The sequence below is a fragment of the Clostridiisalibacter paucivorans DSM 22131 genome (assembly GCF_000620125.1).
GTDB classification, from domain to species: Bacteria; Bacillota; Clostridia; order Tissierellales; family Clostridiisalibacteraceae; genus Clostridiisalibacter; species Clostridiisalibacter paucivorans.
This window is the reverse complement of sequence record NZ_JHVL01000040.1, coordinates 17,495-32,220: the sequence shown is the minus strand read 5'-3', so window position 1 is coordinate 32,220 and position 14,726 is coordinate 17,495. Positions and strand designations below refer to the sequence as shown.

At 29.9% G+C, this 14,726-nt stretch carries 14 protein-coding genes; 2 read left to right on the top strand and 12 right to left on the bottom strand.

Features of this window, described 5'->3' with window-relative positions; all coding sequences use genetic code 11:
* On the top strand, window positions 1-465 hold a 465-nt coding region (locus tag Q326_RS0111135), incomplete at its 5' end, for a hypothetical protein (RefSeq protein WP_026895467.1).
* Between the two features lie 48 nt (window positions 466-513).
* Here the strand turns inward: Q326_RS0111135 and Q326_RS0111130 are convergent.
* The 4 genes from Q326_RS0111130 to Q326_RS17190 form a co-directional block, all read right to left on the bottom strand.
* Window positions 514-1,362 (bottom strand): hypothetical protein, encoded by an 849-nt coding sequence (locus Q326_RS0111130; RefSeq protein ID WP_026895466.1) that lies wholly within the window; start codon window positions 1,360-1,362, stop codon window positions 514-516.
* 158 nt (window positions 1,363-1,520) lie between these two features.
* Entirely contained in the window at window positions 1,521-2,912 is a 1,392-nt protein-coding gene (locus Q326_RS0111125) for an MATE family efflux transporter (RefSeq protein WP_026895465.1), read from the bottom strand.
* 16 nt (window positions 2,913-2,928) lie between these two features.
* Window positions 2,929-3,480: a TetR/AcrR family transcriptional regulator gene (locus Q326_RS0111120; RefSeq protein ID WP_026895464.1), complete on the bottom strand. Its 552-nt coding sequence runs from the start codon at window positions 3,478-3,480 to the stop codon at window positions 2,929-2,931.
* Window positions 3,481-3,743: 263 nt separating this feature from the next.
* Window positions 3,744-5,420, bottom strand: coding sequence for a glycosyl hydrolase family 18 protein (locus tag Q326_RS17190; RefSeq protein ID WP_051531401.1), 1,677 nt, complete (start codon window positions 5,418-5,420; stop codon window positions 3,744-3,746).
* 207 nt (window positions 5,421-5,627) lie between these two features.
* Here Q326_RS17190 and Q326_RS0111110 point away from each other — a divergent pair, with 207 nt between their 5' ends.
* On the top strand, window positions 5,628-7,025 hold the full coding sequence (locus Q326_RS0111110; RefSeq protein ID WP_026895463.1) for a dihydrolipoyl dehydrogenase family protein: 1,398 nt from the start codon (window positions 5,628-5,630) through the stop codon (window positions 7,023-7,025).
* A 506-nt stretch (window positions 7,026-7,531) separates the two neighbouring features.
* On the opposite strand, the gene Q326_RS0111100 is transcribed toward Q326_RS0111110, so the two are convergent.
* The 8 genes from Q326_RS0111100 to Q326_RS0111065 form a co-directional block, all read right to left on the bottom strand.
* A complete protein-coding gene (locus Q326_RS0111100) occupies window positions 7,532-8,200 on the bottom strand; it encodes a hypothetical protein (RefSeq protein WP_026895461.1) in 669 nt (222 codons plus the stop codon).
* A gap of 166 nt (window positions 8,201-8,366) precedes the next feature.
* Entirely contained in the window at window positions 8,367-9,269 is a 903-nt protein-coding gene (locus Q326_RS0111095) for a radical SAM protein (protein ID WP_026895460.1), read from the bottom strand.
* A 12-nt stretch (window positions 9,270-9,281) separates the two neighbouring features.
* On the bottom strand, window positions 9,282-10,556 hold the full coding sequence (locus Q326_RS0111090; protein ID WP_026895459.1) for a coproporphyrinogen-III oxidase family protein: 1,275 nt from the start codon (window positions 10,554-10,556) through the stop codon (window positions 9,282-9,284).
* Between the two features lie 2 nt (window positions 10,557-10,558).
* Window positions 10,559-11,014 carry a helix-turn-helix transcriptional regulator gene (locus tag Q326_RS0111085; protein ID WP_026895458.1) on the bottom strand — a complete coding sequence of 152 codons (456 nt, stop codon included), beginning with the start codon at window positions 11,012-11,014 and terminating at the stop codon, window positions 10,559-10,561.
* 101 nt (window positions 11,015-11,115) lie between these two features.
* A complete protein-coding gene (locus Q326_RS0111080) occupies window positions 11,116-12,114 on the bottom strand; it encodes an ABC transporter permease (RefSeq protein WP_026895457.1) in 999 nt (332 codons plus the stop codon).
* Window positions 12,115-12,125: 11 nt separating this feature from the next.
* Window positions 12,126-13,181 (bottom strand): ABC transporter permease, encoded by a 1,056-nt coding sequence (locus tag Q326_RS0111075; protein ID WP_026895456.1) that lies wholly within the window; start codon window positions 13,179-13,181, stop codon window positions 12,126-12,128.
* 2 nt (window positions 13,182-13,183) lie between these two features.
* Window positions 13,184-14,038, bottom strand: a complete 855-nt coding sequence (locus Q326_RS0111070; protein WP_026895455.1) for an ABC transporter ATP-binding protein — start codon at window positions 14,036-14,038, stop codon at window positions 13,184-13,186.
* 6 nt (window positions 14,039-14,044) lie between these two features.
* Entirely contained in the window at window positions 14,045-14,671 is a 627-nt protein-coding gene (locus tag Q326_RS0111065; protein ID WP_026895454.1) for a TetR/AcrR family transcriptional regulator, read from the bottom strand.
* Window positions 14,672-14,726 lie beyond the last annotated feature (55 nt).

The following is a 14,726-nucleotide window of genomic DNA, read 5'->3' as shown; positions in this document are numbered from 1 at the left end:
ACATTTGCAATAATAATTTCTTTTTTCTCTTTTCTATCTATCAATTATATGTTAATAACTCCTCTTTCACATATATGGTTAATAATACTAGCTATACACTATATTAAAAAAATATTTAACGAGATGGATAGTGGTCAATGTAAAAATCCATATGCCCTTGCTATATTTATGATAATAGTACCCATATTGATAGTAGGTATGTTTATGGTATTTGATGAAAGTTATAGTGGCGTGCCTAGGGCAAAAAGAGAAGTAATTGCCTACCTTAAAGAAGAAAGGGGATATACTGATAAAGATATAAACTCAGCCATCGTAAATAATATTGAAAAGGATAAAGAATTAGTATTTATAGCATTCAATGATGAACCTGAAGTCCTTTATAGATATGCATATAAAAATGGAAAGGTTTATCAATACGATGTTATTGAAATGGAGCCTCATAAAGATTATAGACATAAGGAATAGCAAATTAGTTCGTAGTTAGTAGTCTAATAATAAAACAATGGGAAAATATCACAAATTCATTTTTCCCATTGCCTGCTTCTTTATTAGAGTAAGTACATCTTCAGGGATGTCACATCTATAGTAGATATTACCTTTTATTGAGCTTAAAGTCTTTTTTACTACATATATATCATGCCATGAATATACTTCAAATACGTAAAATCCATCATATACAAAATCTGAAAACATTTCATAATATGGCTCTGTATATCTTCGTTTCATATAGTTTGCTGCCTCTATACCTGTTAATGGCTTAAAGCTACCTTCATTGATACTATCTACAAATTCCTTAATAATCACTTCATCTTCTATCTTCATATTATCGTCTTCTTTTAATATATGTTCAAAATACAAAGTAGTGGGATATTCATGTATCTTTAAAACATTATTTCCATTTGAAAATCCTCCTGTTAATCCCCATGAAATAGGAAACAAAACAAGACCAAAAACAACAACCGATAATACTATATCCATCAAAAGATGTATTTTCCCTTTAGTTGAATTCCATTTTACTTCATTTACATTCCATTTTGTATTTAAAAAAACTATCACTAAAACAATACAAGATATAGTAAATATGTAATAAGAATAGTTCAAATTATAGTTTGAAGTCAAAAATATATTTATGTATGTATATATAAAGACCACAATATTTACAATCCCTATGATATATATCTTCTTATTTATATTTTTATAGTTTACCAGAGGATAAAATATGGAAGTTGCAACTATGGTAATTAAAACAATTATTCCTTGATAATAAGATGTAATCCCTATATTATCTGCTATTATTACAACAAATAATAGTATTATAAGCCCAATATCAAGTATTCTTTCATATAGTTTAGTATTTTCCATATATATTCACCCCTTCCAAAACATGATATCATATATATAATATATTTTAAATAGAAATGGTGCTACTATATTTCCATAGAAAAGGGACAGTTTATCGATATGATATCGATAAACTGTCCCCTACTAATTATGTCCATAATAAATAGTATCTTATTTTATTAATTTACAGTTACTGTATTATTACTACTTATATTATAATTTTTGCATTCTTCCTTAAGACTTTTCATAGTTCTAGTAGACAATACAAATGTCACTATAATAGTCAATAGATCTGCTACTGGTTGACTTATCAATACCCCATCTAATCCAAAGAATTTTGGCAATATCCATACTGCTGGCATTAAAAACAAACCCTGTCTACTAATAGAAAGTATCATGGCCTCTCTGCCTTTGCCCAATGCTTGAAATAATGTTGCATTTACATTTTGATATCCAAATAGTGGATAAAAGAGACATAGATATTTCAATGCCTTGACCCCCACTTCTATAACCTGAGGATCATCTGAAAATACTCCTATTATACCCTTTGCTCCCAATGCAAATACTAGGGCTAAAGATGAAGTAAATATAGTAGTCCATACAATAGACTTCTTTATGGATTCAAACATTCTTTCATATTTTCTCGCTCCATAATTGTATCCTGCCACTGGTTGAAACCCTTGGCTATATCCAAATACAACAAAATATCCAATAGAAATAACCCTCATTGTAATACCTATAGCCGCTACTGCTCCGTCTCCATATGGCTTTGCACCTAGATTTATCATTCCAAACGCCATACTTGTCAAAAACTGTCTAGCAAACGTGGGAGTGCCTATTTTCATTATTTCTCCATATATCTTTTTAGATATTTTTATATATTTTATAGAAATCTTTACATAGCTTTTGTCAAATAAATAATATCTGAGCAAATATATAAAAGAAAATATCTGGGCTATAACTGTAGCCAATGCTGCACCTTTTATTCCCATATTAAATTTAAACATAAATATAGGGTCTAACACAATATTAAATATTGCTCCCATCATAATGCCTATCATACTATATTTGGCATTTCCTTCTGCCCTAATCATATTATTCATAGTCATATTCAGCATGGTAAATATAGATCCTGAAATTAATATTCTTGCATAGTCAATGGCATAGGGGATTATAGTATCTGTGGCTCCAAATGCCTTTAATATAGGCCTTATAAATATAAGCCCTATAATTGCAAATATAATACCTGAAAGTAAACTACTAAAAAAAGCAGTTGAAGCACTCTTATCTGCTTGAAGTTTATTATTTTCACCTAATAATCTAGATATATAAGAAGCTGCACCTACTCCAAAGGTCAATCCTACAGCTCCTATAAGCATAAATATGGGAAATACTACCGATACTGCAGCTATAGCACTGGTATTGTTAAGCATTCCCACAAACATGGTATCCACCACATTATAAATAGCATTTACAAGCATTGCCAATATTGCAGGAAGGCCTAATTTCATTAATAATTTAGATATATTTTCTTCTCCCATCATTTTGGCTCTTTTTTCATTCATTTCCATATATATACCTCCAAATCTAACCAAAAAAACCATTGATTATTCTATTTAAAAACTCAATATTCTTTTCCCTTTCATTACTATATTTTATCAACATACCTACAGTGGCATTGATAACCATCTCCAATAGTCTTTCATCCATTCCCATTTCTATTAATTGTTGGCCCCTATTGTGTTCACTGTTCAATATAGCAATAAATCTCTTTCGTAACCCCTCTTTTATAAAATAGAATTGTTCCTTAAGTTCTTCTTTTTGTTTCCCTAAATCTGTTAATTGTTTCCCTAACCCCTTTCTCTTATCAATCTCATCATAAAGTATCTCTATGAAATCAGATACTCCATGGAATTTAGCATGTTCATCTAATCTACTAAAGGTATCTTCCCAACTTTTTTTGAAAACGTCTAAAAATAGTTGTTGTTTATTGGGATAATAATTATACAATGTACCCACAGCTATTCCTGCATTCTTAGCTATACCTTTCATATCTACTGATTTATAACCATACTCTGTAAACATATTTAATGCAGTTTGAAATATTATTTCTTCTATATCTTTTATAATTTTAGGCATTTTAAATCTCCTTTTATGAATGTGCGTTCATTTAAAATGAATTTAAGTTCATTTTAATATAAAAAATAAAATTTGTCAATAAAATAAAAATAGATGCAAAAAATTTTTTACATCTATTTTTATTTTTTAAAAGCAACTGTTTCCTTTGTATACATATTTATCCATGTTTTTGACGGTTTCGTCTTAGAGATAATTTTATCCTTTCTTATATGGTAGAAGTCCTATACATTTCATCAGTAAACTACTAGCTACTAACTGTATCTCTAATTTATAATTCTATCTATTACATGCCAGATATCAGTAGTTTCAAATCCCCTGCTCCATGTGGCTATTCCTGCTAAATTGTATTTATTTATAAGTTCAGATTTGAGTTCAATAGACTTACCATCTTCTACCCATATCTTATGGACTGCCCCATCCTCTATATATACAACATAATATTGTCCTGCTTCATCATCCCACAGTTTTACTATATTTTCCTTTTCCATAATCTCTTTCACTCTTTCCATGCCGAATGCCCTAGATTTTACTACCATTTTATTGGGCTCCTCAGTGGATGGTGTCTCTGTCCATAACCTTGTATATAGTGGTACCCCCAATAGTAATTTTTCTTCAGGTACATCCTCTAAAAGACCCTTTACTCCATTTTCCACCCATCCAATAGACGCCACAGAACCACTTATAGGACTTGCTGCCCAGTGTTCATCATATGTCATCAATGCCACGTAATCTACTACCTCTCCTATGGCCTTCCTATCATAAAATTTAGACCAATTGTCACTGCCACCCTTTATAGTTACATCCATAGATACCACTAATCCATTTTTATGCATTATGGGGGTTAATTCCCTGACAAATTGTACTAAGATCTCTTTATTCTTTAAATATACATTCTCAAAGTCAATATTTATACCATCAGCACCAATATTAGTTAGCGTACTAACTAAATCATTTATGGCCTTTTCTCTTGCTATGGGATTATTTAAAAATTTATCGGTCAAATCTGGATTAAAAGAGTTAGAAAATAACACCCATACCTTATAATCCCTTCCTTTGGCCCATTTCATGTAGTCTTTACTAATCTTTTTAGAAATATCCCCTGATGCATCCTTTAAGCTAAGCCAAGTAGGAGAAATGACATTTACTCCTTCCATATGATTTATCTTATCAGTATTGGGATTTCTACTATGAACCTGTTCCCATGTCAATATGATTTTTCCAGATTCAGGCTTCCATATAGGTGTTTTTTCTTGTCTTTTCACCCCTCCTATCTCATTTATATCCTTTAATTTATCCTCTTTTACGTATCCTATTATGCCTCCCTCGGTAATTACCTTTGCCCATGGCCCTTCCTCGGATATTATCTCTACATTATTTTCATCAGAAATTATTCCTAAATTGTCAGTCCAAAAGCTTCTACCTTCTTTTATTTTTGTTTTACCATTCACTTTAGCCATCTTTTTATTTGAAAATATATCCCACATAACCACCCTATCTACATTATCTACCTCTCTATACTCAATATTGATGTAATCCTTTAATGCATCTATGGGGAACATAACTGTATCCTCTGTAACTAGCATTTCAGATATGTCCTCTGTTATATCCTGATTTAGTTTTATCTTTCCCTGTTCACCATAAAATCTTATAACATCATCTAATGTGGTCATAACTGCAATATCATGATCCAAATTGTAATTTATATTTATTCCCAAATCATTTTCCAATATTTCTCTACTTACATATATATGGTCATTGTCCATTCTTATATGCTCCCTGCCCATGTATTCCTTTATATCATCATTTGTTTTAACAATTATTGAAGGCTCGTCCATCCTATAAAATGCAGGCTCTGTTACTTCATTCATATTCTTTATTACAACAAAAGTTCCTGCTCCAATTGCTATTGCTATAATCAATATTATAATTATTTTTTTCATATTTATAACACTCCCATAGATAATTTTTATATAGTTCTATCATACATTATTTCAAGTTATCATAGGGTTACAAAATTATTAAATTAAATCATATAATAATAACACAAAACTTTACATTATCATATAATTTATATATAATGATGTTTACATATACCTATAGGGGGTATATGTATAAAAGGAAAACATTTAAAGGAGGATTTTAAAATTATGAAAGAATATCAATTAATAGTTATAGGTTTAGGTCCAGCAGGTATGGCTGTAACTAGCATGGCTGTATCCATGGGATTAGATGTCCTTGCAATTGAAGATCACAAAATAGGTGGAGAATGTCTAAATTATGGATGTATACCTAGTAAATCTCTACTAAAGGCAGCGGAAGCAAAACACAACTCAGAAACATTGGAAAAATTCGGACTAAAATCTTTCAGTCCTGAAATAGAAGATCCTTTGCAAATAGTAAGAAACAAGATTCAAAGTATCAATGGCAATAAGACAAATAATGTATTTGAAAAAGCAGATTTAATTCTAAATAAAGGTAAAGCAAAATTTATAGATGAACACACAGTAGAAGTAGGAAATGAGCAATACAAAGGAAAAAATATATTTATATCCACTGGTACCAAGCCCTTTGTTCCTCCAATTCCCGGATTAAAAGAAGTACCTATATTGACTAATTCCAATCTGTTTGAACAAAAATCTATCCCTGAAACCCTTACAATAATTGGAGGAGGTGCTATAGGATCAGAAATGGCTCAAGCATTTGCAAGACTAGGCTCTAAGGTCACTCTTGTCCAAATGGACCCCCATCTAATACCCGTGGGAGATGAAGATGCAGGTAGATTGTTGGAAGAAGTATTTAAAGAAGAAAATATAGAGGTTTATAATAGTACTAATATAGAAAAAGTAGAAGAAAAAAATAATAAAATTTACACATATACTGATAAAGGCACCTTTGAATCAGATAAAATACTTGTGGCCACAGGACGAACTCCAGTATTGGAACCACTAGCCCTTGAAAATGGAGGGATAGAATATGATAAAAAGGGTATCAATGTAGATAGTTATTATAGAACAAATAAAAATCATATCTATGCCATAGGAGATTGCAACGGAAAATCTCTATTGTCCCATGCCGCTATGCATCAAGGGATGTTAGCCCTTATGAATGCCCTGAGTCCAGAACCTATTGAATCATTTAAAAATGAAAATTGGCTAGTTCCATGGTCTGTATTTACTGAGCCAGAAGTAGCACAAGTGGGATTAACTGAAAAGCAAGCCAAAGAAAAAAATATAGAATATATGCCTATTCAGATGGAATATAAAAACTATGGTAGAGCCATAGCTGATAGTAAAACAGAAGGGTTCATTAAAGTTTTGGCTGATAATACAGGAAAGATTTATGGTGCTACCATAATAGGTGAATCAGCCAGTGAATTAATCCATGAATGGACATTGGCTATGCAAAATGGGCTTTCCATGTTCAATATAGCAATGACTCAACACTCTTTTCCCACTATATCTACGTTAAATTCCATGATAGCTCAACAATGGATGACCAAAATGGTTCAATCAGGAGCTATGGAACAAATGATGTCTATGATGTAAATATAGTCCATAGTTTATGGTGGGAACCCTATGAGTTTCATTAATATAAAAAAGAACCTCTAATAGATAAACTTTTTAAACTATCTATTATATAGGTTCTTTTTCATTTTTAATTATTGATATAAAAATTTTTTCCACTTTTTACAAAGTTTTTGATACAACCTACTAAGACAGATCATTTTTCTCTAAACATTTATTTTTTACAATTAACAAGTTTTATAATTTTGTAAAAATTAATATATATAATCAAATAAATTAAAATTTTAAAAACTACTTTATAAATAGTCAAATCCATATAACTTAATCCATACAGAGTTAGCATTAATAATCCATTGGAAAATATGAATTGTAAAATTAGATCTTTATTTTCTTTAATATTTATAAAATAATTATTTCCAATTATTTTACTTAAAACTGGACTAAACAACACTATTAATATCAAAAATATAAATATTAGTTGCGTCAATATCACTATTATATCCATAAACATAATCTATGCTCCAAAATTAAATAGCTTTACCTTCTCCAGCCTTAAATGAAACTTTAAAAATAATTCTCCAATTTAATGAAAAATTATCACCTATTCCAACTTTAAAAACACCTTGTCCTCTAACTTTTGCTCTTTTACTTGATATCTCCCAAACTTCTGTGCCACTATCATGCTCATAGTCTCTAATGAATGAAGCTTGTCCTCCATCAGATGTTACACTGTTAATGCTATCAATTCCTAAAACTTCACCATTTACTCTACTCACTAAACAATTATAATCTATATATACATACACTTTAAAATTATAATCTTCACCATCAACATCTTTAGTCCCACTATAAGTTTTTTTTACAAGCATTGGTACAATTTTTTCATCCCAAACTCTTGTTCCTATTGTTGGTTTAATTGATAAATTATTTAGATTTTCTTTTTGTAAATAATTTGATTCTTCAAAATTCAGCTCTTTTCCTAATGAACTAACTGCTTCCAAATCTCTTTTCAATTTATTAAGATCTAAACTATCATAATCAACACTTGAAATATCACCATCAATTCTAAATCCCCTATTTTCAGCCCAATTTATCAAGTCTTTAAATTCTACTTCTTTACTTCTTTCAGCAAAAACAGTTGTAGATATTGAAAATACCAATGCAAAAATTGTTAAAAAACAAAAAAATTTTTTCATACTTTAATTCCCCCATTCTAATTAATTTTTTAAAATTTCAAGTTTATGTAATCACAATAATAGTATAACATATAAAATATGTAAAAATTATAATATTATGCCAAAAATAGAAGTTTATATATTCTTAATATTGTGTATATTATAGTGCCATTGCTAAAGAAACATGTTATACATACTTTAGATATGTCTTAAGCACTTCAAATATAATTTTTATATCTCCACTAAATAACATTGAAAATTCCACTGAAAATAGATAGCCACATTCATCACATAGTCCATCTTCTTCTACACATCTACCACATATATATCTTTTACCCAATTCGCTAACTATACATTGGTAGCATGGTCTTTTCCAAGTATTTTTTAGATATACATCTAAACTATTATATAGATTAAATACTGGCATCTTAGTCTTTATCATCTCTTTAATAGTATTTACCGCTTGTATTTTTTCCCCTTCATCAAGTTTAAGATACTCTGTATCTTTATAAGGGGTATGAAAATTAAAGGATATAGAGTTTAAATTTGGATGGTTATTTACTAATTGTGTAACTCCTTTTATATCTCTATAATTCAACTTGTTAACCGCCATATATACACATATGTTGGAGTTTTTGGCCTTATCTGCGTTTTCCATTATAGTATCAAAGGTATCTCCTCTAATGATATTGTGGCTGTCCTTTAATCCATCAAGACTCAAAAATATTATATCTGCTTCAGGTATGTCCAACGTTACTGTACCATTGGTAACTACGTTTACTATATAGAATCCTATTTCCCTTGTCTCTTTTATCAATTCTCTAACTGTTTTGCCTTTATCTTCCCATAGTAGGGTTTCTCCTCCACAAAAAAATAATATCCTTATGCCCTCATCATAAAATTTCTCCATTTCAGCCCTTATGTCCTCATATGGATACATAGTAGCCTTAATATTATTTACAGCACAGTGTTTACAATGTAAATTACAATAATCTGTCAATATTATTGTCCCTAATATAGGTTTTCTCTGTTTAGATATTAAAGTTTTAATTCCAAAATAACTTAAAGATAAAAAATGTTTTATTTTCATGACTTTCCTCTCCTATAATTTAAGCTCTTTTATCCATGGTTCCTCCATTGATTGCTGCCACATATCGTTTAAATAATGTGTAGAATACCTCTTTTCCACCATATGATATAAGTATATTCCCAGGTCTGTAAGTATAAGCTTGTCCCCTTTTTCTGTTACTATCTTAAATAACTTCATAATCTTATATAATAATTTAAATTCCTTTTTCATATCTTTACCATACATCTTAAAGAATCTATTTTTGTCAATTACTCCATCATAACATCTCCAAAATAGCCAAAATGCCATACTTTCCCTATCTGTCATTTTTGTAAATATATTAATAGCTATATTCTTTTTGTTTAATGCCCCTATATAAGCATTTACATCAAAAGTGTTTAGATAAAAATAATTACCAAAATATGAACTTGCTCCGGCCCCTAATCCTATAAAACTCTCCCTGGTTACAGATGTATATCTAGTATCTTCATCCTTTCCATAGGTCCATATGGAGCTTCTGCTATAGCCATATTCTTTAGATATATTATCTATAGTTTTAAGCACCTTTGCCTCCTTTAATTCTCCAAATCTTGTAAATTCCTTATCTTTCATAGCTTCCTTCATTCCTGTCATAGGAAACATAATTAAAGGATATATGGAAAGTTGATCTATATCATAGGAATACACTGTTTTTATATCATATTCTATATCTTTCAATGTCTGATTAGGAAGATTAGTCATTATATCTACATCTACACATTTAAAATCAAACTTTTTTATCAATTCCAGTGATTGATAAATATGTTCTCTATTGTAATTTCTTCCTATAATACTAAGAGTATCATTATTAAATGTCTGTACCCCTACACTTATATGAGTTATGCCCATGTTTTTTATTTCTTCTAAGATTTCACTATTGATTTCATTGGGGTGAGTTTCTATTCCTATATCCCCAGAAAAATTATAATTATTTCTAATATAGACTAATATATCCTTGAGTTCATATGTCATTAATGTAGGAGTCCCACCTCCTATATATATGGATGTAATTTTTCTTTGCTTTATTATATCCTTATATATTTTTAATTCTTCTATAATGGCATCTCTATATCTTTCTGCTAAGGATTTATCATACAATATCTTGTTGTATGGGCAATATGGGCAAATACTTTTGCAAAAGGGTATATGGATATATAACCCTATACTATCTCCTATAGTTTCGAAATCTATATTTCCTCTTTTATATCTGTTAAATGTAAATTTTTCTTTTTTTCCAAGTATTAATCTTCTAAGTATATTTGTAATCATATTTACTCATCTCCTAAAAGTTCCTTCATTCTTTTATTTATATATTCAATATCAAAAGAAGAACTTATCCTCCTATCGTCCCCATCCAATATCCTATAGTGATTGCTTATTATATTTTGTTGTATCCTATAATTCCCGTTGATTTCTACATCTCTCCACCACACTTTGCCACCCATGGTATTTTCATAATTCTTATCGTAATTTTCAAATGCAATTGACAATATAATATCTTGAGTATCTCCTCCAAATATCATCTGCAATATCTCACTATCTTTAAATATAGTGCATACTGCTACAGCCCCTGTCCATCCTAAGCTGGACCTACCCTTTTCTATCTGTACTAAAGTCTTTTTTGATATACCTATAATTTCCGCCATCCTATCCTGGGTAAAATCATATTCGTTTCTTATCAGCTTTAATTTGTCATTTACCATGTCCACAAATTTATCTCTATCCAATATTTCACCCTCTTTTCTCTTTTAGTGTAATTTTACACTATATATATTCTTTTGTAAATAAAAAAGTTAGTAGTTACTAACTACTAACTTATAACTTTCTCCTAAGATAATCTGTTATTAATTTTCTTTCTGACCAACATAAATATTATAGTACTTAATCCCAATATCCATAGACAATATATAAATAATTGATACCATGTAATATTATGAAGTAAGATATCCCTAAATCCTATAAATGACCAATATGGAGGTGCCCAATACAGTAAAAATTGTTTGCTCTGTGGAAGCATTATTGCTCCTATTATAGATAAAGATACGATCAGAAACAATAATTTTAAATTTGCAATTCCTGCTATCTGATTTCCACTTATAACTCCGATTAAAAATCCCATTGTTATGGTCAGCAACATACTAATCAATGTCAAAATCAACACCATATATATATTTACATTGGCCATGCCCAGTATCCATAAAATTATATAAACCTGTATTATGGGCAAAATGACACCTATTACACTCTTTCCCAATATAAATTCAATTTTGCTCATTGGAGATACAATCAATGACCTTATTGTTCCCGATTCCTTTTCTTCTATTATGTTGAGCCCTATTACTATACCTCCCATAACTATGGCCATAATTATAAGGGATGTTGTTCCTATTGTGGCTATAGGAGAGTTTTTAATCCCAATATCTGTTATTGAATGCCCAGTATTGAGTCCATCTTCATATTTTATGCTTCTAATTATCTTTTTAGGTATTTCTTCAGTATCATGGGACTCATTGCCCTCTAATATCAACTTAAAATTATTTTTTTCATCTACAATTACCCCTGCTATATCATCTATACTATTGACTCTTTTTTTAACATCTTCGACCGAATCATATCTTTCCACATTTCCATATCTATTGAATATATCTATTATATCTTTATCTACACTATTATCCACTGCAAATTGAATAGAGGCAGAACCAACACTTGGTATGAAAAATCTAAGACCTATAGCCAAAAGTATTGGAGCCACCATCATATATATGAGCATAAATTCTCTTAAACTACTAATTATATCTCTCTTGAATATGGCTAATATTCTCTTCATATTTTCCTCCTTTACATCTTAGATAGATTATATCTATATACTAATAATGCCAATATATAATTTATAACTGCCAGTATACAAAATGTAATTAATGTATTATATATTATAGCTGTGTTTCCTGTGGGAAATACTGCTTCCTTCATGGCAAATAGCAATGAATATGTTGGTATCAGTCTTATATAATTAGGTGCAAAACTGGGTACAAAATATGATATAAATGGCAATGATAGTAGTATACTAACTATCATTATCCAAACCATAGATTTAGACAGATTATCAAAAAAACTAGACACTATAAGCCCCAATCCCGATGCAAATATCCCTCCTACCGTTACTATTGACAATAATTTTATATAGTCTGCATTCACTCCCACTACCATTAATGTACTTATAACAGCCGATATCCACCCCAAAATTATCATAAATACAATTTTAGCTGCTAAATATTCGGATACTCCACCGGGAGATACCATATATGACTTTATAGTCCCCTCATCTTTTTCCATAAATACAAGGGCTAGAATCATTATAAATCCCAATAATACTGGCTCCATAACTAAAAACATGGGCAATATACTCTTATTAAAGGGTATATCAGCTAACTCCATATCCTGTTTCAACACTATGGTATCTATATTTATATCTCCATAAATTTTCTTTTTAATATCATCTTCCATGGATAAGATTAAGGTATTTACAATCTTTTCATTTTCATAACCCTGCATTATAAATTCCATATTTGGTAATCCTGATTTCTCAAGAATCACTAAACCTATACTATTGAAATTATCCTTCATATTTTCTACTACTTCTCTCTTAGATTTCAACATATACATATTACTATGTTTTTGTTGAGAGCCTTCAATTATTCCATCCATAAGTCCTACATATTCACCATCATAACTATTATAAATATATAAATCAGGTTTAATACTGGTATCTTCAGGCACTATAAAATTAATAACAAGCCCGAAGAATACTGCTATAAATATGGTCACAACAAAAAAATAATTCCTATATCCATTTATAATATCTTTCTTGGTTAGAGCTAAAAATCTCTGAATCATTTTTAACTCAACTCCCTTCCTGTGACCTTTATAAATATCTCTTCTAATGTTGCCTCTTGGGAATGCATAGTCTCTATTTTACCTTCATTTATAAGACCATTTAATCTCTTCTTATCCTTTTCATCTACAATAGAAAGTCTCTCTGTCTTCATATTTCCATCTTCTTTGTATTCTACCTTTATAAGTTTTTCTCCATATTTAAGCTTCAAATTTCTAGGAGAATTTACAAGCTCTATCTTGCCTTCATTTATAAGGGCTATTCTGTCACAAAGCTCCTCTGCTATATGCATATTATGGGTAGTCAAAAATATGGTGGTGCCCATATTGTTTTTTTCTTTTATTATATTTTTAATTTTATTGGCAGTATTGGGGTCAAGTCCAGATGTTGGTTCATCTAAAAACCAGATTTTAGGATTATTAATCATAGACCTCACAAATACTAATCGTTGTAACATACCCTTTGAATATCCTCCTGCCTTTTTATTGGCCGCATCCTCTAATCCTACCATTTTCAATAACTGTATGGGATCTTCAGTGGGTACATCAAACATATTTTTATGAAAATTCAGATTTTCTAAGCCACTAAGCTTTTTATATACATTAGGTTGTTCAAAAGATACCCCTATCTGATTGAAAAATTCTCCCTTTGACTTCTTTATATCCTTTCCCCATAATTCCACCTTTCCTTTTTGCAATGGCAATAAACCTATCAATATATTTTGGGTAGTAGATTTACCCGCTCCGCTGGGTCCTAAAAAACCAAATATCTCACCTGCTTTTATTTCAAAATTTACATCTTCTACAGCATATCTATTGTCTTTTGTATAGGAATGGTAAAGATTTTTTACATCTAACATTTAGTTTCACTTCCTTTCATTTTTAATTCCATTTTTAAACACATCTAGCATATTATCTACTAAATTCATAATGTCCATAATATCTTTATCTCCCATTTTCATTAGAAAATATTCACTGATGGATATACTCATGGTAGTTATCATGTGGGCTACCACTTTCAAATCTATATCTGGGTTTATATCTCCACTTTCTATACCTTGATTTAACAACTTTTCAAATAACTCATCACTTTTAGGGATATTTTCCCCTAAAATGTCTCTTTTAAATCCTTCATCATGACTAAGAACTAAATTTATACCTATCTTTTGAAGTTTTGGATGATCTTTTGCAAATCTTAACCCCATAATATAGATTTCTCTAACCCTTTGAAAAAAATCCATTTCTCTTTGTTCATCTATACTTTTAGCCAAATATTTTAATTTTTTCTGTGCTGATATATCCATAATATATTTAAATAGATCTTTCTTGTCTGAAAAGTACTGATAAAAACTCCCCTTTGCTATATTGGCCTCTTTTACTATTCTACTTATACTGGCATTATGATAAAAATACTCTGCAAATTCATCTATGGCCACATTTAGAATTTTATTTCTCTTTTCTTCTGATAAATTGAAAAATGTATCTGTTGGCATATAATCACTCCTTAAATAGTATGTGACTACATAGTCATCTTGAGATTAAAAAAAT

Coding starts and splice junctions, on each gene's coding strand:
- Q326_RS0111125 (WP_026895465.1), bottom strand. CDS start 2,912: ATGGAAATGAATGAAAAAAGAGCCAAAATGATGGGAGAAGAAAATATA.
- Q326_RS0111095 (WP_026895460.1), bottom strand. CDS start 9,269: ATGAAAATAAAACATTTTTTATCTTTAAGTTATTTTGGAATTAAAACT.
- Q326_RS0111090 (WP_026895459.1), bottom strand. CDS start 10,556: ATGATTACAAATATACTTAGAAGATTAATACTTGGAAAAAAAGAAAAA.
- Q326_RS0111070 (WP_026895455.1), bottom strand. CDS start 14,038: ATGTTAGATGTAAAAAATCTTTACCATTCCTATACAAAAGACAATAGA.
- Q326_RS0111120 (WP_026895464.1), bottom strand. CDS start 3,480: ATGCCTAAAATTATAAAAGATATAGAAGAAATAATATTTCAAACTGCA.
- Q326_RS0111075 (WP_026895456.1), bottom strand. CDS start 13,181: ATGATTCAGAGATTTTTAGCTCTAACCAAGAAAGATATTATAAATGGA.
- Q326_RS0111130 (WP_026895466.1), bottom strand. CDS start 1,362: ATGGAAAATACTAAACTATATGAAAGAATACTTGATATTGGGCTTATA.
- Q326_RS0111065 (WP_026895454.1), bottom strand. CDS start 14,671: ATGCCAACAGATACATTTTTCAATTTATCAGAAGAAAAGAGAAATAAA.
- Q326_RS0111080 (WP_026895457.1), bottom strand. CDS start 12,114: ATGAAGAGAATATTAGCCATATTCAAGAGAGATATAATTAGTAGTTTA.
- Q326_RS0111110 (WP_026895463.1), top strand. CDS start 5,628: ATGAAAGAATATCAATTAATAGTTATAGGTTTAGGTCCAGCAGGTATG.
- Q326_RS0111100 (WP_026895461.1), bottom strand. CDS start 8,200: ATGAAAAAATTTTTTTGTTTTTTAACAATTTTTGCATTGGTATTTTCA.
- Q326_RS17190 (WP_051531401.1), bottom strand. CDS start 5,420: ATGAAAAAAATAATTATAATATTGATTATAGCAATAGCAATTGGAGCA.